Source organism: Pseudomonas sp. GL_093, assembly GCF_057837605.1.
The window spans coordinates 6,869,934-6,890,380 of sequence record NZ_CM174448.1; the positions used below are offsets into that span (position 1 = coordinate 6,869,934).

Annotated in this window: 16 protein-coding genes; 3 read left to right on the top strand and 13 right to left on the bottom strand. The window is 58.6% G+C overall.

Translation table 11 applies throughout. The annotated features are described in order from the left end of the window. Window positions 1–2,076, top strand: coding sequence for an ATP-dependent DNA helicase RecG (recG, locus tag AC3IUE_RS31780; protein WP_489264654.1), 2,076 nt, complete (start codon window positions 1–3; stop codon window positions 2,074–2,076). Window positions 2,077–2,154: 78 nt separating this feature from the next. Next, window positions 2,155–3,555 carry an aminoacyl-tRNA deacylase and HDOD domain-containing protein gene (locus AC3IUE_RS31785; RefSeq protein ID WP_489264656.1) on the top strand — a complete coding sequence of 467 codons (1,401 nt, stop codon included), beginning with the start codon at window positions 2,155–2,157 and terminating at the stop codon, window positions 3,553–3,555. A gap of 98 nt (window positions 3,556–3,653) precedes the next feature. On the opposite strand, the gene AC3IUE_RS31790 is transcribed toward AC3IUE_RS31785, so the two are convergent. Continuing rightward, window positions 3,654–4,043 (bottom strand): helicase, encoded by a 390-nt coding sequence (locus tag AC3IUE_RS31790; RefSeq protein WP_489264658.1) that lies wholly within the window; start codon window positions 4,041–4,043, stop codon window positions 3,654–3,656. Window positions 4,044–4,544: 501 nt separating this feature from the next. Here AC3IUE_RS31790 and AC3IUE_RS31795 point away from each other — a divergent pair. Continuing rightward, complete coding sequence (locus AC3IUE_RS31795) at window positions 4,545–4,931, top strand: DUF6124 family protein (protein ID WP_489264660.1); 387 nt, start codon at window positions 4,545–4,547, stop codon at window positions 4,929–4,931. A gap of 51 nt (window positions 4,932–4,982) precedes the next feature. Here AC3IUE_RS31795 and AC3IUE_RS31800 read toward each other — a convergent pair whose 3' ends face one another. From AC3IUE_RS31800 to tssJ, 12 genes are all read right to left on the bottom strand, one after another. Then, entirely contained in the window at window positions 4,983–5,198 is a 216-nt protein-coding gene (locus AC3IUE_RS31800; protein ID WP_218536580.1) for a DUF1328 domain-containing protein, read from the bottom strand. 118 nt (window positions 5,199–5,316) lie between these two features. After that, window positions 5,317–6,183 (bottom strand): tetratricopeptide repeat protein, encoded by an 867-nt coding sequence (locus tag AC3IUE_RS31805; protein WP_489269001.1) that lies wholly within the window; start codon window positions 6,181–6,183, stop codon window positions 5,317–5,319. After that, the gene (locus AC3IUE_RS31810) at window positions 6,170–7,036 is read right to left on the bottom strand and encodes a tetratricopeptide repeat protein (protein ID WP_489269003.1); all 867 of its coding nucleotides are present in this window, start codon (window positions 7,034–7,036) and stop codon (window positions 6,170–6,172) included. The genes AC3IUE_RS31805 and AC3IUE_RS31810 overlap by 14 nt, the downstream gene beginning before the upstream one ends. Continuing rightward, the gene (locus tag AC3IUE_RS31815; RefSeq protein WP_489264662.1) at window positions 7,023–7,895 is read right to left on the bottom strand and encodes a tetratricopeptide repeat protein; all 873 of its coding nucleotides are present in this window, start codon (window positions 7,893–7,895) and stop codon (window positions 7,023–7,025) included. Before AC3IUE_RS31815 ends, AC3IUE_RS31810 begins: the two co-directional genes overlap by 14 nt. After that, entirely contained in the window at window positions 7,876–10,062 is a 2,187-nt protein-coding gene (locus tag AC3IUE_RS31820) for a phospholipase D-like domain-containing protein (protein ID WP_489264664.1), read from the bottom strand. The genes AC3IUE_RS31815 and AC3IUE_RS31820 overlap by 20 nt, the downstream gene beginning before the upstream one ends. 14 nt (window positions 10,063–10,076) lie before the next feature. Next, a complete protein-coding gene (locus tag AC3IUE_RS31825) occupies window positions 10,077–12,437 on the bottom strand; it encodes a type VI secretion system Vgr family protein (RefSeq protein WP_489264666.1) in 2,361 nt (786 codons plus the stop codon). A gap of 28 nt (window positions 12,438–12,465) precedes the next feature. Then, a complete protein-coding gene (locus tag AC3IUE_RS31830; RefSeq protein ID WP_489264668.1) occupies window positions 12,466–13,467 on the bottom strand; it encodes a serine/threonine-protein kinase in 1,002 nt (333 codons plus the stop codon). Next, on the bottom strand, window positions 13,464–14,192 hold the full coding sequence (locus tag AC3IUE_RS31835) for a PP2C family protein-serine/threonine phosphatase (RefSeq protein ID WP_309675623.1): 729 nt from the start codon (window positions 14,190–14,192) through the stop codon (window positions 13,464–13,466). The genes AC3IUE_RS31830 and AC3IUE_RS31835 overlap by 4 nt, the downstream gene beginning before the upstream one ends. Beyond that, window positions 14,192–17,716: a type VI secretion system membrane subunit TssM gene (gene tssM, locus AC3IUE_RS31840; protein WP_489264671.1), complete on the bottom strand. Its 3,525-nt coding sequence runs from the start codon at window positions 17,714–17,716 to the stop codon at window positions 14,192–14,194. Before tssM ends, AC3IUE_RS31835 begins: the two co-directional genes overlap by 1 nt. 13 nt (window positions 17,717–17,729) lie before the next feature. After that, on the bottom strand, window positions 17,730–18,605 hold the full coding sequence (gene icmH, locus AC3IUE_RS31845; protein ID WP_046045023.1) for a type IVB secretion system protein IcmH/DotU: 876 nt from the start codon (window positions 18,603–18,605) through the stop codon (window positions 17,730–17,732). Window positions 18,606–18,610: 5 nt separating this feature from the next. After that, the gene (tssK, locus tag AC3IUE_RS31850) at window positions 18,611–19,942 is read right to left on the bottom strand and encodes a type VI secretion system baseplate subunit TssK (protein ID WP_046045022.1); all 1,332 of its coding nucleotides are present in this window, start codon (window positions 19,940–19,942) and stop codon (window positions 18,611–18,613) included. A gap of 2 nt (window positions 19,943–19,944) precedes the next feature. Then, the gene (gene tssJ / locus AC3IUE_RS31855; protein WP_008150089.1) at window positions 19,945–20,445 is read right to left on the bottom strand and encodes a type VI secretion system lipoprotein TssJ; all 501 of its coding nucleotides are present in this window, start codon (window positions 20,443–20,445) and stop codon (window positions 19,945–19,947) included. Window positions 20,446–20,447 lie beyond the last annotated feature (2 nt).

Below are 20,447 nucleotides of genomic sequence, written 5' to 3' on the forward strand. Positions count from 1 at the left end.
ATGACCGAGTTGTCGCAAGTGTCGGTGACGGCACTCAAGGGTGTCGGCGAAGCCATGGCCGAGAAATTGGCCAAGGTCGGCCTGGAGAATCTCCAGGACGTGCTTTTTCACCTGCCGTTGCGCTATCAGGACCGCACTCGCGTGGTCCCGATCGGCCATTTGCGACCCGGGCAAGATGCCGTGATCGAAGGCACCGTCAGCGGCGCCGATGTGGTCATGGGCCGCCGCCGCAGCCTGGTGGTGCGCCTGCAGGACGGCACCGGCGGGCTCAGCCTGCGTTTCTACCATTTCAGCAACGCCCAGAAAGAAGGCCTCAAACGCGGTACGCGGATTCGCTGCTACGGCGAAGCACGGCCCGGCGCGTCGGGGCTGGAGATCTATCACCCGGAATACCGCGCCATCACCGGCGACGAGCCGCCGCCGGTGGATGAAACCCTGACCCCGGTTTACCCGCTCACCGAAGGCCTGACCCAACAGCGTCTGCGCCAACTGTGCATGCAAACCCTGACGATGCTCGGCCCCACCAGCCTGCCCGATTGGCTGCCGAACGAACTGGCGCGGGACTATCAACTGGCGCCGCTGGCCGATGCAATCCGCTACCTGCACCACCCGCCGGCCGATGCCGATGTCGACGAACTCGCCCTCGGTCATCACTGGGCGCAGCACCGTCTGGCCTTTGAAGAACTGCTGACGCATCAACTGTCCCAGCAGCGCCTGCGCGAGAGCATGCGTTCCCTGCGCGCGCCAGCGATGCCGAAAGCCAGCAAGCTGCCGGCCCAGTATCTGGCCAACCTCGGTTTCACTCCGACCGGTGCTCAGCAACGGGTCGGCAACGAAATCGCCTACGACCTCAGTCAGCACGAGCCCATGTTGCGGCTGATTCAGGGCGACGTCGGCGCGGGGAAAACCGTGGTCGCCGCCCTCGCCGCGTTGCAGGCGCTGGAGGCCGGATATCAAGTCGCGCTGATGGCGCCCACCGAAATCCTCGCCGAGCAGCACTTCATCACCTTCAAGCGCTGGCTCGAACCGCTGGGCATTGAAGTCGCGTGGCTGGCCGGCAAGCTCAAAGGCAAGAACCGCGTGGCCGCACTGGAGCAGATCGCCAACGGCACACCGATGGTGGTCGGCACCCACGCGCTGTTTCAGGACGAAGTGCAGTTCAAAAACCTCGCACTGGCGATCATCGACGAACAGCACCGCTTCGGCGTGCAGCAACGGCTGGCGTTGCGGCAGAAAGGTGTCGGCGGGCGGATGTGTCCGCATCAGCTGATCATGACCGCCACACCGATTCCCCGGACGCTGGCCATGAGCGCCTACGCCGACCTCGACACCTCGATCCTCGACGAACTGCCGCCCGGCCGAACCCCGGTGAACACCGTGCTGATCACCGATACCCGGCGCGTCGAAGTCATCGAGCGGGTGCGCGGCGCCTGTGCCGAAGGGCGTCAGGCCTATTGGGTGTGCACGCTGATTGAAGAGTCGGAAGAGCTGACCTGCCAGGCTGCCGAAACCACTTACGAAGACCTCACCGCCGCCCTCGGCGAGTTGAAGGTCGGACTGATCCACGGCCGCATGAAGCCCGTCGAGAAAGCCGCGGTCATGGCCGAATTCAAGGCCGGCAACCTGCAACTGCTGGTCGCCACCACGGTGATTGAAGTCGGCGTCGACGTACCGAACGCCAGCCTGATGATCATCGAAAACCCAGAACGCCTCGGGCTTGCGCAATTGCACCAGTTGCGCGGTCGAGTGGGTCGGGGCAGCGCCGCCAGCCACTGCGTGCTGCTCTACCATCCACCGCTGTCACAGATCGGTCGCCAGCGTTTGGGCATCATGCGCGAAACCAACGACGGGTTTGTCATCGCCGAAAAAGACCTTGAGCTGCGCGGCCCCGGCGAAATGCTCGGCACGCGCCAGACCGGCCTGCTGCAATTCAAGGTCGCCGACCTGATGCGCGACGCCGATCTGCTGCCCGCCGTGCGCGACGCCGCCCAGGCGCTGCTGGAACGCTGGCCGGATCACGTCAGCCCGCTGCTCGACCGCTGGCTACGTCATGGGCAGCAATACGGCCAAGTGTGAGCACCGTCGCAGTTTCTGAACCACCGTTCTGAGCAAGCTGGTTATACTCCTGCCATTGTTTTAAAACGGATACAGACCATGACCGAAGTTGCCCTCGCACCCGCCACCCCGCACGCTCCGTCGGTTATTCGGCTGATGCTGGGCAAATTGGGTATTGCCTACGAAGAAGTCCTCGACCATCACGGCCTGAACGCCGCACGCAAAGTGCAGGCTGTTCTGCTTGATGACGCCGTGGGCACGCTCATGGTGCTGTTCCCGCAGAGCCAATTGCTGGACCTCAATCGCCTCGCCGAACTGACCGGCCGCCGCCTCACCGCCGTGTCCACCGAACGCCTGGTAAAAATGCTCGGCAAACACAACCTGAGCCTGCTGCCCGGCATGCCGGCGCTCACCAGCTCACCGTGCCTGTATGAAGAAAGCCTGCTGCGCGAGCCGAAGTTGCTGATCAACTCGGGCGAGCCGGGCGTGTTGCTGGAGATCACCAGCGAAGACTTCAAGACCATGCTGACCAAGGCCAGCGCCGCCAACTTCGGCGAAGCGCTGATCAGCATTCGCCCGAACCTCGACCGCCCTCACGATGACCGCGAGGAAATCACCCAGGCTGTTCAAGCGTTTACCGCACGGCGCATCCAGCAACGCCTGGAAGAGACCATCGAGATTCCGCCGCTGGCCGAGACCGCGCAGAAAATCATCAAACTGCGCGTCGACCCCAACGCCACCATCGACGACATCACCGGCGTCGTCGAAACCGACCCGGCCCTGGCCGCACAAGTCGTGAGCTGGGCGGCGTCGCCGTACTACGCCTCGCCGGGCAAGATTCGTTCAGTGGAAGACGCCATCGTGCGGGTGCTGGGCTTCGACCTGGTGATCAACCTGGCGCTGGGCCTGGCCCTGGGCAAAACCCTGAGCCTGCCAAAAGACCACCCACAACACACCACGCCGTACTGGCAGCAATCGATCTACACCGCCGCCGTCATCGAAGGCCTGACCCGCGCCATGCCCCGCGCCCAGCGCCCGGAAGCCGGCCTGACCTACCTCGCCGGCCTGCTGCACAACTTCGGCTACTTGCTGCTGGCGCACGTGTTTCCGCCGCACTTCTCGCTGATCTGCCGCCACCTGGAGGTCAACCCGCACTTGTGCCACAGCTACGTCGAGCAACACTTGCTGGGCATCAGCCGTGAACAGATCGGCTCGTGGCTGATGCGCTACTGGGACATGCCCGAAGAACTGGCCACCGCGCTGCGCTTCCAGCACGACCCGGGCTACGACGGCGATTACGCCGAGTACCCCAATCTCGTCTGCCTGGCCGTGCGCCTGCTACGCGGTCGCGGCATCGGCTCCGGCCCGGATGAAGACATCCCCGACGCCCTGCTCGAACGCGTCGGCCTGACTCGCGACAAAGCCAACGACGTCGTCAGCAAAGTCCTCGAAGCCGAAGTGCTGCTGCGCGAACTGGCTTCGCAATTCACCCAGGCCTAAAACCAATCGCGAGCAGGCTCGCTCCCACAGGGGATCACCTAAATCCCTGTGGGAGTGAGCCTGCTCGCGATGAATCCACCTCAGTCTAACTGCCCCACTCAAACCTTAGCGGTAGCCTTCGCCTTCCTAGGCTTCAAATACTTGGTCAACCCCTGGAACCAGATCACCAGCGCCGGGTTGCCCTTGATCTGAATCGACTTGTCCTGAATCCCCGTCATAAACGCCAGCTGCTTGTTCTTCGCCTGCATCGTGGCAAAGCCATACGCCGCGTCTTTAAAGGCAATGGCAAACGCCGGCTCGGCATACACGCCGGACTTACTGGTGATGCGCTGATCCTTCACAAAGAAATGCCGCGCCACGTTCCCGTCCAGGGTCTGTAATTGGAATACAAGCTCCTTGTCACCCAACTGCTGCTGAAACGCAGGATTAGTCCGACTGGCCTTACCCATCAACAACCCCAGCATCCACAGAAGAAAACGAAATTTCATGCGCACAGCCTCAAAAGGAAAATGAACGGCCGGCGCAGTGTAGCGGCTTCAAGCGAGAACGCCACTATCTGGTTGCGTTAGAAGAAGATGCAGGTCTTTTTGACGCTGATGACTACCAAGTCATTGACGAAACCAACTGTTTAAAAGCGAGGATATTTTGATCTTTCTACGCTCGAGTCCATCGGATATTTCCTTCAACACGCGGTGCTGTTCGTGAACTAGGCAGCCTTAGGTTTCACCGATAGTCTTTGTTCGTTACCGCAAAAACGGTGACACGGACGTGCAAGTCCGGTACATATCGCCGCACAATCGCCAATCCGAACATCGAGCGTTTTCATGCTCGCTGTAAACGATTTATGGCGGCTGTGCGTGGGAGGTCCCTTTGGGGTCTGCCGGGGTCCGATATGCCCGGTCTTGCACACCTGCGCACGGCTGCCACCCTCATTCGAATGCAAGCGAAGAGGACACAGCCACATCCAAAACACATATCGGGACATACCAATGATCAAGCCAACACCCAATCCTCCAGAACACGAAGACACATCCCCCTACGAATCCTTCGATTCCAAAAAACTCCACGAAGCCGCCGAGCGCGCCCTAGATCTTCACCTCGGCACCCCTGCGGATAAAAGACCTAAACGTCGCAATGGCGACCTCTTCATCGTCGCTCCCGACCTCCACACCGAAACCCTCCTGGCCAACGCCTCGGAAGACCTGCTGTCCATCAGCGCCATCGCCGCCGACCTGGCCGACAGCGTAGAAGGCTCACGCCGCTCCGTCGCACTGGCACTCAGCAGAATGGCAGTCGGTGTGCATCTGTTAGTGGAGCGAGCGCTGGACCATATTGATTCGCCGGATCCGGCGGAGCATCGCGCCAACGCGAAATAGCAAACAGGGGGGAGCGATGGGTTCAGCCTGAAAACCCATCCTTTCCCCGCTCTACGGACGACTGTCTTTCGGCCAAAAAATAGCGACTACGCCGCTTAACAAGCTCAAGACAAACAGCACCCACGCCACGGTGAAGGCAACATCAAGGCCACTGGATAGGCTTCCGCTGCCAGTCGCTCCGGCAGCGATCCCCCCCAGCCCCAGCACTGCGCTGAATATCGAAAGGGCTAACAACACAGCCGCCAAAATCCCCAAGGTTTTACGCATTACAGTGCTCCTTCATTCGTCGAGTCCTTCATGGACATGCTTGAGTCGAAAACCTGTGCACCGCGAGTTTGAGCGGGATGCTTTTTTCTGACGCAGAGTCTCTCATTTCGTCGCAGGACTAGTAGTCGTCATCACGTCCCGTGGGTTTCCAGTTGATGTCTTTATCGGCGTGATAGCCCTGAATAGGGTGCGGTGGGAGTGGGTAGTCTTTTGCTAAATTAGGTAAACGTAGGTCAGAATCACGGTAGAAGCGACTCGATATATCATCATAGACTTTCGCTAATTTGGCATTCTTCGGATAACCGTTCAGTCCCTCTTGAAAAACATCCCTAACTTCCATAGCTCCTTTATCCTCCCCTAAGGCAGCAGCGCGCTGATAATAGTGCATGGCTACCGGATAATTTTTATCTATTCCCTGATAGTACGTACCCAACTTATAATTAGCATCGGCATACCCTTGTTTAGCGGCGCACTTTATATAGTTCAGGCCGGTAGCATCTTTATTCTTATCATATACATATATGTATCCGATTCTTGTTTGTGCCTGTGGACTTCCTAGATCAGCCGCCTTGATCAGGAAGAGCATGGCATTCTTATCGGACTGCACAACGCCAACGCCTCGCTGGGTCATCACACCCATATCGTAATAACCCAAGGGCACCTGTAACCTCACCATCTCCATATATAGGTCGATAGCTCTATTTTTATACTTGACAACCCCGTCGCCACGCAAATAAAGCTCAGCGAGATTGTGCATGGCCTTCCAATGATTTTTTTCTGCCGCTTGCTGATAGAGCCGAGCGGCTTCCGTCCAGTTTGCAGGGCGCTCTTTACTGATAGAGCGTCCCTGTTGAAACCACTGCTCCGCCTGTTGATTCAAAGGCGGGGCAGTATCTTGTTCATGGACACACTTAAATTCGTCGGCCAGAACAAGTCCATTGGCACATAATAAGCCTGCCGCCAGCCATGCTTTAATAATCGTCATCACGCCCAGTAGGTTTCCAGTTTATATCTTTATCGCCGTGATAACCCTGAACCGGGTTGGGAGGTAATGGGTGACTTTTCGCTAAATCTGGAAAACGAAGCTCTGGATTATTAGACAGCTGACTTGATATTCCATAATAGGCATCTTCAACTTTTTTATTTTTCTGATAAGAAAATAGCCCATCTCGAAATACACTTTCGATTTGCATAGCCCCTTTACGCTCGCCTAGGGCAGCAGCCTGTTGGTAATAATGCAATGCAACAGGGTAATTTCTGTCAACTATTTTGTAGTATGCGGCTAATTCATAATTTGCCTTCGCATCATCTTGATGCGCTGCGCATCGCAAATAAGACACCCCTAGTTGATATTTTTTAAGGTCGTAAATATAGATAGTGCCCAGCCTGATCTGTGCTAGCGGGCTCCCCATATCCCCAGCCTTAAGCAAAAACATCATGGCGTCTTTTTCAGACTGCACTACCCCAACGCCGCGCTGGGTCATCACACTCATATCGTAATAACCCAAGGGTACCTTTAACTTCACCATTTCCATGTATAGGTCGATAGCTTTATTTGTATCCTTGACAACCCCGTCGCCGCGCAAATAAAGCTCGGCGAGATTGTGCATGGACTTCCAATGATTTTTTTCTACCGCTTGTTGATAGAACCGAGCGACTTCCGTCCAGTTTGCGGGGCGCTCTTTACTGATAGAGCGTCCCTGTTGAAACCGCTGCTCCGCCTGTTGATTCAAAGGCGGGGCAGTATCTTGTTCTTGGACACACTTGAATTCGTCAGCCAGAACAAGTCCATTGGCACATAATAAGCCTGCCGCCAGCCATGCTTTAATAATCGTCATCACGCCCAGTAGGTTTCCAATTGATATCTTTATCGCCGTGATAGCCCTGAACAGGGTGTGGCGGCAGTGGATAATCTTTAGCGAGATTTGGAAATAACAGTTCGGGATTACTATAAAGTTTGCTAGACACCGCACTGTAATTGCTAGCTAGCCTTTCATCTTTCTTATATCCGAACTTTCCAAAATTAAAAGTATTTTCAATTGCCAAGAAACCTTTCGGATATCCTAATGCAGCCGCACGCTGGTAGAAGTGCATGGCGACTGGATAGTTCCTATCAGTAACTTCGTAATACTCAGCCAGCTCATAGTTAGCCTTCGCATCATCTTGATGAGCTGCACAGCGCAAATAAGCCGCACCCAAACTAACTTTTTTCAGCTTATAAATATATGTATTCCCCAACACAGTCTGAGCCAATGGGTTTCCCATATCGCCAGCTTTCAGCAGAAACAACATGGCATCTTTATCGGACTGCACAACGCCTACACCTCGTTGGGTCATCACACTCATGTCGTAATAGCCCAGCGGGGCATTCAGGCTTACCATTTTCATATAAATATCGATAGCCTTATTAGTATCTTTACTAACACCATCCCCCCTAAGATATAACTCAGCCAAATTATGCATTGCTTTCCAATGGTCTTTATCAACCGATCGTTGATATAGACTGGCTACTTCAGCCCAGTCGGGCAACCGTTCTTTACTTATGACTCTAGCTTGTTTAAACCATTGGTCCGCCTGCTGATCCAGAGGTGGCGCCGTATCTTTCTCATGAACACATTTAAACTCATCAGCCATGGCAATAGCCCCAAATAGATAAAAAAATACAACCAGCAAATAGTTAATCAACAGCTTTAGCATAAGGCGTCACCACATCCCAAAATCTGACTAAGTTTCCATCTAACGGAAGATTGCTTTGCTGATTCTTCCAATTCTTATCAATAACTGACTCCCAGTTATTGTAGTCTTTCATAATATTCTGTTGTGACGAGGGGGAATTTGTTACTACCGGCACCCCCGAATGCATCGCCCACAACCGCTCTCTCCAAGTCCGCGTCGTTTTCGGGCTAGGCATGGCGATGTTCAATTCAGAGTCGGTCTGCAAGCTGCGTAAGTTGATATTGGCCGAGCCCAAGGTGAAAAACAGATCATCAACCAGCAGCAATTTGCTGTGCACATAAATCGACTTGTACTGCGCCGTGCCCTGTTCAGGGCCGAGGTGTTCTTCGATGGCCTTATCCGTTTGCCGCTCTGCACTGGTTTTCGCGGCTATCGGGGCACCACTGTCCTTGCAGCTGACCAAAGTGGCAACGATGATTTTGAGCCCCTTCGGCGGGATCAGTTCGGGCTCCAGCTCACGCGCCGCGGCCTGTTTGTAGTGCTTGTTGGGGTCCGTTTCGATCAGGTCATCGGCGCGGCTGGAGTCGATGTTCTCCTTGGCCATCTGCGCTTTCACGTCTGCCAGGTCCCGATCGCGCTGAGGCGAGCTGGGGCGGGCCGTCAATTCACGTTCGCGGAGGGCGAGTTGGCGCTGGTCGTATTTGAGATCGCGGTGAGCCAAGGGCATCAGCTCTCCCTGCCCGAGGGTATCCAGCGTCTCGTGAGTGGTGCTTGAGAAATGCCCGCTTTCCGGGTTGTTGGTCACCACAAACAGGTACAGGTCTTGAAGCTTGCCCGCGGCGGTGTAGTCGGCCGCGGTCTTTTTCAGGCGTTCGGCCAAGGGTTTGTAGCGGAAATACTGGTTCTCGATGTAGGCGTACTGGTGCACGTTGCCCAGGGCCTTTTCATACACTTCGAGAATGGTGGTTTCCGGCCCTTCTTCTGGCTGGGTTCTGCAGATTTGCGCAGGTTCACCGCCATTGCAGATGAGGCTCAATGGCTTGATCACTTTTCGCTGGTCGATCAACGTGCCGCTGAAGACACGTTTTATCCAGTGGGTGCCCTTGTCCCAGGCATTGCAAAAGTTGTGATTCAGGTCGAACAGTACCGGGCCACGCACATGCAGGGAGAGGTCCTGCCAGGGTCCGAAGCCTTGGTCGCGCTTGCCGGTCTGGTCGTCGAAGGCATGCTCGGTGGTGTCCCAGTAGTTGCGTTGCAGGTTGTGCCCCATGACGAAGCCTTCGGCCGTTTGCGGGTCCATGTAGTCGATCACCAGGGTTTTCTGGTGATGGCTGGGGAACAGGCCGAGGGCAAGCATCTGAATAAAAGGCACATCCGGGGACTCGCTTTTCATCAACCGCCACAGAATGGCAAGACGCCCGTAATGGACCCGCAAGCCGTTTTGGTCGTCGTAGGTCAGTTCGCCCGCCCAGTTGAAGTCGCGCGTGCGAAATTCGATGTTGCGTGCCTCACTGCTGTGCACCCAGCGGTGCCAGTCACGCGTGTTGATCTGTTCGTTCGGGTCTTGCACTGTTCCGCCCGAATCGCTGCCCTTGGTGTAGCCGCTGTCCAGCGCATCCAGGTCAATCTGGATCTTGATCAACTTGTCACGCGCGGCGCGTCTGCCACTCTCGTCGCTGGGTGAAAGCTTGGCCAACTTTGCCTGCTCTTCCTGCTGCTTTTGCAGGAGCTTCTGGCGTTTGGCATCTCGTCCGCTAGTGTCCGCAGGCTGGCCCTGAGTCATGCCCGAGCCCATTGACGTTCCGCCGGATCCGTTCCAGCCCTCACCGATGACCGAGTTTTCCCCGAGCTGGGCCAGTCGGTTGTTCCAGATCAGTACGCGGACTTCCACACCCTGATTAGCCTTTTTCTTGAGCAATTCGCCGAGACTAAGACTGTCGGCTGAGCCGCGATTGAGGCGTAAACCTGGGTCAAACCCCCAGCTGATGAGGTCGATACTGCGCTTGGCCTTCTGTATGCACTCATACACTTTGCCGAACGCTTCCTCCCCACACACCAGCGGGGTGACGATGTTGCCCGCCGGGCGTGGCGGGCTCAGCGGATTATTTTTGTGCGCGAACCAGTCAGCACTCAGGGTCGCTGCGCTTTCTTCAACCGAAAGCGATAATTTCTGATCGAGGTAGGTCATTCATGTAACTCCATTTACGCCTTCGGCTCACTTTGATCTGCCCACAGTTGGCGGAATACATCGCCGATATTCGCGGATTCCAATGACGCCGCGCCCTCAGGAAAATCACGGTAGCCTTCGCGCCCCAGCCGTTCAGTGCGGTGACGTGTCTGGTCAGTAGACTCTTCACTCATGTCCATGCTGAAACGATGGCCGTTGACGGTTTCCACGACATAGTTGCGGGTACCGGGAATGTGCTGAAACACCACGTTGCCCTGCTCATCACTGAAGCCTTTGCTGATCGGCGCGCCATCCGCATAGAGCTGATAGGGCTCATCGGCATAACCGGGCATGTTCGGCAAAGGCGCAATGCGCAGACGTAGCTGTCCGGGGAGCGTTTCCTTCATCGGATTGGATAACGCCTGATCCATCAAACTCCCCGCCTTATCCGCATCCGCAGCCCCCGGCAGCACCGGCGGTTTGATCCCAATCCCTGTCCCGCTCCCAGCAGATCCACCGGCATTAATTTTCACCACCGGCCCAACAACTGTGATGCCGCCGGCATCGAGCTTGATGAAGCTGCCACCTGCTTTTACTGTCAGCTCCATCCCGGCTTCGATGACAATCTTGTCCCCAGCCTTCAGATGAATCTCTTTCCCAACACTGGTCAGCTGCGCAGTCCCTAGCTTCACATGCTGGTTCTGCCCAATAGTCAGGTGGTCATCCAGCCGCGCTTCTGTCTTGCGATCCGCAATCGTGGTGCGATGTTCTTCAGCTTTGAGCTCGGTGTAAGTGTTCTTCTCGACGGTGTCGTGTCGCTCATTCCCCACACGAATCTTCTGATCATGCTCAATGTTTTCATCCCAATCCCGCTGGGCATGAATGAAGATCTGCTCTGCGCCTTTCTTGTCTTCAATCCGCAGTTCATTAAACCCACCGCCCCCCGGTGAGCTGAGGGTTTTGAACACGGTTCGGGTTTTGTTCGCCGGCAGGTCGTAAGGAACCTGGTTTTCCTTGTGGTACAGGCAACCGGTCACCAGCGGCTGATCGGGATCACCTTCAAGAAAGGTGACGAGCACTTCCATACCAATCCGTGGAATGACAATGGCGCCATAACGATCGCCGGCCCAACTCGAAGAGACACGCATCCAGCAGCTGGTTTTGTCATCAGCCAACCCTTCGCGGTCCCAGTGGAATTGCACCTTGATTCGGCCGTATTGGTCGCAGTGAATCTCTTCGCCTTTAGGCCCGGTGACCATGGCGGTCTGGCTGCCGAGCACACGCGGTTTCGGGTGTTCCAGCGCCGGGCGATAGAACACGTCCCACGGGGTGGCGAGGAAGCGGTTGCGGTAGCCCTGGTGGAAGTCGTCCTTGTTGTCGGTGGTGTCGCTGGTCACCGACTCTTCGAGGACTTGCGGCTGTTTGCCTTCGTGGAAGATTTCGGTGAGCAGCCACAGGTCGTTCCACTCGGTGCGCGGGTGGTCGGACATTTCCAGGAAGTGGCCGCTGACCAGGGTGGTCTGATCGCTTTTGCCTTCGGCCTGGCGGTAGTCGGCGCGGTGGCGTTCGAGGGCGCGTTGGCTGAGGAATTTACCGCGTGCGCGGTCGATGAAGTGGCCGGGGTAGTCGTAGTCTTCGAGGTCCGGTTCATCGCTTTGCGCCTCGGGTTTGTAGGCGGATTCGAGTTGCAGACGCGGTTTTTCGAAGTCGTAGTCGCGGCGGGTGACGCGGCCGGTGCGGGTTTCCAGGCGCAGTTTGAAGCCTTTGATTACCGGCTCGTCGGCGACCATGCCGCTGCCTTGCACATACGCCGTGGGCTGCCCGAGTTTAGGGAACACGGTCTGATCGTCGCCGAACACCAACAGATGACCTTTGGAACTGTGCTGGAAGTGGTAGTGAATGCCTTCTTCTTCGCACAGGCGCTGGACGAAATGCAGGTCGGTTTCGTCGTACTGCACGCAGTAGTCGCGATCCGGGCAGGGCTGGCTTAACTGGAATTTGTAGGCGTTGCCCTTGATCCCGTGTTCGTCGAGGATCAGCGCGATGATTTTCGGTGCGGACATCTGCTGGTAGATGCGCTGGTTGGTGCGGTGGTGCAGGTATTGCAGTTGCGGCACCAGGGAGATTTTGTAGCGGGTCAGGCGTTTGCCGGCATCGCCTTGGGCTACGCGGTAGATCTGGCCGTGGATGCCGCTGCCCTGCGGATCGAACGCCAAAAAGGCCTGCTTGTGCAGGAGCTTTTCCAGGTCCAGATCGGGGTTTTCGCTGACCAGTTCCAGGTCGAAGCGATACGGCTGGCTGATGCCTTCGGTGCCGGTGAACGACAGCACTTGCAGGTCGCCGACGTAGTCTTCGACGGTCAGGCTGAAATGCGTTTCGTTGGAAGGGTTAAACATTGTTTGCTCCCTGTTCGGTAGTCATCCGTTACGCCCGACGTCGCAGACGTTGCAGCCAAGTCGATGTGGCGCCCATAGCGTCACGCAGTTGGGCGGCTGTGATCGTTCGATCTGCCGCATTGAATGCCAGCGCCGTTCGCAGGGCTGGCCAGCAGTGTTTCGGGAGATTCCTGGGGGCGTGCAGCTCGCGTTCGAGGTGGCCGTCGCGGGCTTCGGTCGAGGGCAAGCGGCGGAACGGGTGTTTGCCGCCGGCCAATTCGTAGAGCACGCAGGCCACGCCGTAGACATCTGCAGTGGCCGACAGCGGTTGGCCTTCGAGCAGTTCGGGCGCGGCGTAGCCGGGGGTCCAGGCGTTGAAGCGGTTGCGGCTCAGGTGTGGCAGGCCGGGCAGGATGCCCTCCTCGGCCTGGCCCAGACCGAAGTCGAACAGGCGCACGCCTTCTTCGCTGAGCATGACGTTGCTCGGTTTCATGTCACCGTGCAGCACGCCGCGAGCGTGGGCGAAGGCCAGCGCGTCGAGCAGCGGCAGCGCGATGTCGCGCAGTTCTTTCCACGGCAGGCCCAGCGGCCGCTCGCAGAGTAATTTGTCCAGGGTCAGCCCACGCATGAGTTCCATGGTGATGAAGGCGCGCTGGCAATCGGTGTCCACTTCAAAGCTGTGCAATCGCAGCACGTTGTCGTGGCGCAGGCGTCGGGTCAGGGCGAACTCGCTGTAGAGCAAGGCACTGGCGTCCGGCGATTCGGCAAATTCTTCGCTGAGGATTTTCAGCGCGATGTAAGGGTCGGGATCGCCGAACTGTTCGCTCAGCAAGTCCCGTGCACGGTAAACCGCGCCCATGCCACCGGCACCGAGCAGGCGCTCGATGCGGTAACGGCCTGCCAGCACGTCGGGCATTTCGCCAACGCTAGCCTTAGTTGGCGCCAGTGCGGGCTCTGCTTTGTGCGATTTGGCGAACGCAAAGTAAGTCAGGTTATTGGCTTCCTCGTCGGTCACCAGCAGGTCGTCGAGCGGCGGCATGAGTTGAGTCATTTTCGGATCACCACGGCAGTCAGATTGTCCCGGGCCGAGCCTCGCAAAGCACCGTCGAACAGACGCTCCAACGCAACGTGCGGCGCGGTCAGGCTCAGGGCGTTGCCCAAGGCATCGGTGCTCAGCCCCTGGTACAAACCGTCGCTGCACAACAGAAACGTATCGCCGGGGTAAACCTCGAGTTCGAGCACGTCCAGCGTCAGCACATCGGCTGCCCCGACCGCACGGGTCAGGGCATGAGCGGAAGGATGTGCACGGGCGTCCTCGACGCTCATGTTCTGCTCGTCGATGAGTTGCTGTTGCAGCGAATGGTCCTTGGACAGCTGATACAACCGCTGGCCACGCCACAGGTAGCAACGGCTGTCGCCAGCCCAGATGCAGGCCGCGCGATTACCTTCCACCAGCAGCGCCACCACGGTGCTGCCCATGATGCTGTCGTGGCGCCCGGCCGTGACGGTCAACTCCTGACCCAAGCGGCGGTTAAGCCAGTGCAGGCACTGGCGGATGCCTTTGAGTCGTTCGTCGAAGTCGTCCTGCACCGGCAATTCCGCCAGGCTGGCGACGATCAGCTGGCTGGCAATGTCGCCACCCTGATGACCGCCCATGCCGTCCGCGACCACCCACAGCCCCTGCTGTGGGCAGTCCAGGAAAGCATCTTCGTTGCGCGCCCGAACCTTGCCAGGATCGGTACGCGCAGCGCTGCGCCAGGGACTGGCAACCAGCATCAGAGCTGCACCGGCATACGGAAGGTACGCAGCACGCCCATGTCGAACGGGTTCGGTGTGCGCTGGCTGCTAAGCAGGTAGTTGGCGCGCAGACCGCCTACGTCAGCTTTGAGCACCAGCACATCGCGACCGCTCAGGTACTCGGTCTGCATCAAGTCGAACAGACGGAACAGCGACCATGGGCCGGTGTTCTTCTCGATGCCAATCGGGCGGCCGGCCATTTTGTCGAGGACCAGGCTGGTGCGACCGTCTTCAGCATCGGTCGGCCATTTGAACGACACCGGCACGATCGGGCCGTGGCGGTATTCGATGGTCTTGTCGCCAAACTTGAACTCGGAACGGCTGACGGCCGGGTCGAGGGTGTACGGCTCCAGTTTGAACTGCACTTGTGGCTCGGCCGGGTTGATCGAAAAGAAGCTCTGGCGAATCACTTGTGCCGCGGCCATCTGGTCGAGGTAGACCTTGGAGATCGGCATGCTGTGCCCGTCGATGCTGCGCAGACGGTAGTTGCCTGGATCGCCACTCACGAACGGACGCATGTAGGTTTCAAAGAAGCGATCGTTGATGCCCTGCGCCTTGAAGAACTCGCGGAAGTCGCTGATCGCAACGTCGCTGGTGCTGTGGGCGCTGAACGGGTAACGCTTGTTGATCGCCTTGCCGTAGAAGCTGTACAGCTCGGTCTGATAACGCTGGTTCAGGTACTGGTAGGAATCGTTCAGCACCAGACGCCAGGTGTCTTCAGCCAGGACGTTGAACCACACGCTGACCGGACGCGGCAGACGGTTGGAGGCATTGCGCAAGTTGCTCAGCGCATCACGCTGGCCGCTCATGCGGGTCTTGGCCATTTCGAACGCGGCCTGTTCCGGCGCACTGGCACGCGCCAGGCTCGCCAGTTGCAGTTGCAGGTCGTTGAGCGCCGTCAGGGCCGGGGTCAAATCAGCGGCCGGGCCGTTGTTGTCATCCAGCAAACGGTGCAGCGGTTCGAAGCGGCGTTGCAGGGATTTCTTCGCGGTGTCGGGCAGGTTCTTGGTCATGTCTGCGGCTTTGTCAGCCGCGGCCGCCGCGAGTTTGCCGAGCTTGCCGCCCTTCTCGCCCAGTTTGTCCGCCGCCTCGGCAGCTGCATCAGCGCTGTCGGCGATCACCGGGAAACGGGTGTTCTCGCGTACTTCCACCAGCAGTTGCAACACCGGGGAGTTGGCGGACGTCAGGCCCGCCAGTTGCTCGGCGCCCTCACTGAAGTCGCTGATTGGAGGCAGTGCAACCTGGCCAACCGCTTCGCTCCAGAAGTTGGCGTAGTCGCGGAAGTACAGTTGCTCCAGTTCGACCATCAGGCGACGCAAGTCCATGCCGCTGATGCCCGAGCCTTCGCCCAGCACCCAGTTGTCGCGCAGGATATCGGTGACCAGCGCAGAGCCCTGAACCGAGAAGTACTGCTGATAACCCTGTTGGGTGTAGAAACCCGGGATCACGTATTCGGTGCCGACAAACAGCGCACCTTGTGGGCCCAAGTGTTGGCTGAGGCGATATTCGGGCAGGTTGCGGGCCTGCTCGCGCAGCATCCGGTAAACCACGTTGGCCAGCGACTCGCTGCGCAACACCTGACGCGCCTGGGCCACCAGTTGATCGTTCAGCGGGTAGATAAACGGCTGCTTGAGCAAACGCTCGAAGTGGGTGTTCAAACCGTTCTGCACGGCAGTGTTGCCGGCGTAACGCTGGGACCATTCGGTGGCCACCCAATCCTTGAGCCACGGGCCGTCGCGACGGTCTTTCATGTTCAACATCAGGTACGCACGCAGGCTGTTGAGCAAGCGTTCGCGGTCCTTCATGTTGGCGCGGATCTGCCCTTCCAGCAGGGTCGCAACCTTCGGCAGCAGTTGCGCTTCAAGCTCACGCTCGTAGGCCTCCTTGACCACCGGGTTGACCTCTTCGCCTTGGTACAGGCCGCCACGTTCGTGGTACGACACGTCACCTTTTTTCGGGAAGACCTGAGTCGCCGCGTAGCGGGTGTCGAGGGTCTTGAGCACTGCCATGGAATCATCACGCGCGGTCAGGACCGAGCGCTGTTGAGTCCAGTTTTGAGCCAGGTTACGCAGGTTTTCCAGGCGCTCGTAGTTGGCCGAGAATCCGCCCGCCCACAGCATGCCGAACAGTGCCAGTGCCGCCAAAGCGCCCACGTACAGGGCACGTTGGCCCCAATGGATACGGCTGCGTTCGCGCTTGTCCAGACCGGCCAGATCGGCTTCCGGGAAGATAACGCGGCTCAGCAAATGGTGAATGAAGCGCGAACGACCGCTGCGCAAAGTCGGCAGCATGCCAGCGTTCATCCCCAGATTGGCGCCGATGCCGGCGGTGGTCTGGTCCATCTCTTGAGTCAGGTGCGGTGCGCTGGTCAGGTAGAAACCACGCAACTGGCTGACACGCTGGTAGCGGTTGCCGGTGAACGCCATGTCGACGAACAGGCACAGGCGCTCGCCGATCTGCCCCAGTTGATGCGGGAAGTCGAGAATGCGGCCACGGCGCTGGGTGTCGCGCTCCTGGTGCATGCGCATGATCACTTGGCTGTTCAGGCGACGCAGCAGTTCTTCGAACTCGGCGCGCAGCACGGCGACGTCGGTGCCGCTCTGCTCTTTGCGGAAGCTGGTGCCGAGCACCTGATCGCTTTCTTCGCGGGTCAGTTGATCGAAGAACTCGTCGAAACCGAGCAGCTTGTCAGCCTTGCTCAGCACCAGATAAACCGGCACATCGACGTGCAGTTTCTGATGCACGTCTTGCAGACGGGCACGCACCTGGCGAGCCAGGGTGTCGAGGTCTTGCTCGGTGTTGCCCAGCAGCATTTCCACCGGAATGGTCACCAGCACGCCGTTCAACGGACGGTTACGGCGACGCTTGCGCAGCAGGTCGAGCAAGGTGCTCCAGGCGCTGCCATCGACTTCGGCATCCGGCTGGGTCAGGTAACGCCCAGCGGTGTCGATTAACACACCGTGGTCGGCGAAATACCAGTCGCAATGACGGGTGCCGAGGGTGTCGCGGGTCAGTTTGCGGTCGATCTTGTTGATCGGAAACTCAAGGCCCGAGAAGTCCAGCAGGCTGGTCTTGCCGCTGCCCTGAGGGCCGATCAGCAAGTACCAAGGCAAATCACTGCGCCAGCGCTCGCTGCGACCGCGATAGAGACTCGAAGTCTTCAGGGTTTTCAACGCATCCTTGAAGCGCACGCGAAGCTCTTTCTGCTCTTCGTCGATCAGCTCTTCACGGCGGATACGATCCTGGCCGTCTTCGGTGTCTTCGATGGCTTTCTTGCGTACGCCAGCGCGCCAGCTGACGAAGACCATGGTCAGGCCCCAGATCAGGAACAGCACACTGATGGTCAGCAGGCGGGAGGTCGAACCTTCCCAGAACTTGTAGTCATTGACCGCCAGCAGCGGCCCGACGAACCACACCAGCAGCGCGACGAACAGCACCAGCAGCAAGGTCCAGACCCAGGTCTGACGCAAGAATGCGCCGACTTTCTTGAAAAACTTTTTCATCACACGTCCCTGTTTACGGCTGCGACTGCGGCTGGACCGCGGCCGGATCTAGCTGCTGATAAGGTTGCAGAACGGTTTCGCGTTGCTCGCCCAGTACCCAGGCGAAGCCCGAATACATCACCACCAGGCAAACCACGGTAAACAGCACCACCATCCACGCCGGCACGATGCGCACCAGGCTGCGGCGCTGATCGTTCAAGCCTTCCCAATGCGGCGACAGCTCACGTGGCACGTCGCCGCGCAACTGACGAATCTGGCGATACAAGGCGTCGCGGATGCCTTCGAGCTCGAGCATGCCGCGGGCTTGCACGCGGTACTTGCCTTCGAAGCCCAGCGACAGGCACAGGTACATCAGCTCCAGCATCGGCAGGTGCTTGACCGGGTTTTTCGACAGGCGATCCAGCAGCTGGAAAAACTTCTCGCCGCCGAAGGTTTCGTTGTGGAAGCTGCTGAGCAGGCTCATCTGCGACCACTCGCTTTCGTTGCCCCACGGCGTGGTCACGACGGCTTCGTCGACCACGGTGCACAGCACGTAACGGGCGGCCATCACCTGGCTGCTTTCGGCGCCGTTGTGCAGCGCCCGCACTTCAAACAGTTTCAGCCCGGCGGTCAGCCGCTCGTTGAGCGCGTACATGTCTTCGCGGGTGTCGCTGTGCTTGAGTCGCACCACTTCCGACAACAAGTCAGACGCCGCTGCGACCAGCGAATTGAGGCTGATGTTGAACGCTTCGGCCGGGCGCAAACGCGCGGCGTAGATCATCCGTTCTTCGAGCTGTTCAAAACGCGGCGGTGCGGCGAAATCTGTCAGCGGGCTCGAAGCAGGGCCGTGGCCCTGACGGTCGAGCAGGACGGTTTTATCGTCCTGGGTATGTTCCATGTCCTTGATCATGTCGGTCAGTTCCTGATGGCCCAGAATTTCAGTTCAAGCTCGGCGAATTCGCCGGACACGTGGAACGCGAAGCCGCCGGAGCGCTCGAGTTGTGCCAGGTCTTCGGAACTGAGTTCGAGAATGAAATAGGTTTTGTTGGAGTGGAACGCGATCTGCCGCGGGGCCACCGGCAACGGTTTGACCTTGATCCCAGGCAGATGCAGGTTGACCAGTTGGCGGATACGCTCCACCGGGCCGACCTTGAGGTGCGCCGGCAAGCGATGGCGCAGTTCTTCGGAGTCGCAGTTGGCGCTGGCGGCGAGCACGAACGAGGCCGAGCCCAGCAGTTTGTGGTCGTGCAACGGCGAGACGATGATCCCGTACTGACGCGCTTGCAGGACCAGTTCGATGGCGTGCTGTTCGAGCACCATCGACAGCACCTGACGAATCGCTTCCATCAGTTTGCGGAAGCTCGCGCCCTGGTCGCTGTGCTGGTAACGGCTGTCCAGACGCGGGCGTTTACTGTCGCTGGAGAAGGTCGCCAGATCGCCGAGCATGGTCAGCAGCGTGCGGTACAACTCTTCCGGGTGAACCTGCTCCAGGCCGAGGTAGTGACGCAGCAGCAGTTCGGTGCGGTTGATCAGTTGCAGCATCATGAAGTCGCCGACTTCCGCGCCACCGACTTTGCCGTTCGAGCGGATCCGCTCGGCGATGGTGTCGCCCCGGTGGCCGAGCATGCTGATCACTTCTTTCAGACACGACAGCAGGTAGCTGGACGAGTGCGCCTGAATGTAGGTCGGCACGAAGTCCGGGTCGAGGCTGATCACGCCGTCGGGCGTGGTGTCGAGCACTTCACAGATCTTCAGTTTCACGTAGGCCTGGTCGCTCTGCTGCTCGCCGAGCAACAGTTTGAAGTCCGGGCGACCACAGCTGACCTGGCTGGCGGAATCGTCGCCGGCGTTGGAGTCGGCGACTTCCGCTTCGTACGCGGTGTAGCGCGCCAGCACGTCGGATTGCTCCGGTCGGCGCGACTCGATGTGGTTGCCGGTGACCAGTGGCAGCGCCAGGTAGATCGGCGTATTACCGGTGTTCGGCGGTACGTCGAGCGCCAGCGGTTCGGTGTTGCCGCCGAGTTCGAACAGGCTGCCGTCCGGCAGAATCCCCGAGGCCTGGCTGATCACCAGTTTGCCCATGTTGAGGAACTGCAAGTCGATGTCCAGGTTCAGGAAGCCCCAGGTGTAGCTGCCCAGCAACTGCGTGCGGGTCTTCATCTGGTGGTCGTAGTAGCGATCGTTGTGCTGGAAGTGCTGCGGACGCAGCAGCATGCCTTCCTGCCAAATCACTTTATGGGAATTCATGATCAGTCATCCGCCTTGGCGAGCGTTTCGTTGCTGTTGCGAATACCGGCCTGGTCGAGGGTCAGATCAGCGTCGGTGACTTCCACCGGGGTGACTTGCACCGTGTAGCGCCATTTGGTTTCCGGCAGATCGCGGTAGGCGGCGAGGATGCCGACGTAGCGACTGCCCTCCTCCACGCTGAGTTTCATCTCCACGGTTTCACCTGGACGCAGTTCAATTTCTTCGCTGGCCACCAGGTCCGGGGCCAGGGATTCCTTGGCGCGCTCGTACAGGCTGAAGAAGTCAGCGTTCTCGAACGTCACCGGATGCTTGAGCTCGAACAGACGCACAACGATCGGCGACGGACGCCCGTTGAGGTCCGGGTTCAGCTGATCGCTGGCGGTCAGCTTCAGGTTGAGCTTGGTGACGTGGGAATACGGCGACAGCGACGAGCAGCCGGCCAGCAACACCAGGGCCGCGAATGCCGTCAGCGTCTTGAAAAAAGCGGTCGAGCAGCGAGACATGC

Excerpts from the sequence above, each read along its gene's own strand:
- tssK (WP_046045022.1), bottom strand. The coding sequence starts at position 19,942 with ATGAATTCCCATAAAGTGATTTGGCAGGAAGGCATGCTGCTGCGTCCG.
- icmH (WP_046045023.1), bottom strand. The coding sequence starts at position 18,605 with ATGATCAAGGACATGGAACATACCCAGGACGATAAAACCGTCCTGCTC.
- AC3IUE_RS31820 (WP_489264664.1), bottom strand. The coding sequence starts at position 10,062 with ATGACCTACCTCGATCAGAAATTATCGCTTTCGGTTGAAGAAAGCGCA.
- AC3IUE_RS31830 (WP_489264668.1), bottom strand. The coding sequence starts at position 13,467 with ATGACTCAACTCATGCCGCCGCTCGACGACCTGCTGGTGACCGACGAG.
- recG (WP_489264654.1), top strand. The coding sequence starts at position 1 with ATGACCGAGTTGTCGCAAGTGTCGGTGACGGCACTCAAGGGTGTCGGC.
- AC3IUE_RS31815 (WP_489264662.1), bottom strand. The coding sequence starts at position 7,895 with ATGCTAAAGCTGTTGATTAACTATTTGCTGGTTGTATTTTTTTATCTA.
- AC3IUE_RS31785 (WP_489264656.1), top strand. The coding sequence starts at position 2,155 with ATGACCGAAGTTGCCCTCGCACCCGCCACCCCGCACGCTCCGTCGGTT.
- AC3IUE_RS31800 (WP_218536580.1), bottom strand. The coding sequence starts at position 5,198 with ATGCGTAAAACCTTGGGGATTTTGGCGGCTGTGTTGTTAGCCCTTTCG.
- tssJ (WP_008150089.1), bottom strand. The coding sequence starts at position 20,445 with ATGTCTCGCTGCTCGACCGCTTTTTTCAAGACGCTGACGGCATTCGCG.
- tssM (WP_489264671.1), bottom strand. The coding sequence starts at position 17,716 with ATGAAAAAGTTTTTCAAGAAAGTCGGCGCATTCTTGCGTCAGACCTGG.
- AC3IUE_RS31835 (WP_309675623.1), bottom strand. The coding sequence starts at position 14,192 with ATGCTGGTTGCCAGTCCCTGGCGCAGCGCTGCGCGTACCGATCCTGGC.
- AC3IUE_RS31805 (WP_489269001.1), bottom strand. The coding sequence starts at position 6,183 with ATGACGATTATTAAAGCATGGCTGGCGGCAGGCTTATTATGTGCCAAT.
- AC3IUE_RS31795 (WP_489264660.1), top strand. The coding sequence starts at position 4,545 with ATGATCAAGCCAACACCCAATCCTCCAGAACACGAAGACACATCCCCC.
- AC3IUE_RS31810 (WP_489269003.1), bottom strand. The coding sequence starts at position 7,036 with ATGACGATTATTAAAGCATGGCTGGCGGCAGGCTTATTATGTGCCAAT.
- AC3IUE_RS31825 (WP_489264666.1), bottom strand. The coding sequence starts at position 12,437 with ATGTTTAACCCTTCCAACGAAACGCATTTCAGCCTGACCGTCGAAGAC.
- AC3IUE_RS31790 (WP_489264658.1), bottom strand. The coding sequence starts at position 4,043 with ATGAAATTTCGTTTTCTTCTGTGGATGCTGGGGTTGTTGATGGGTAAG.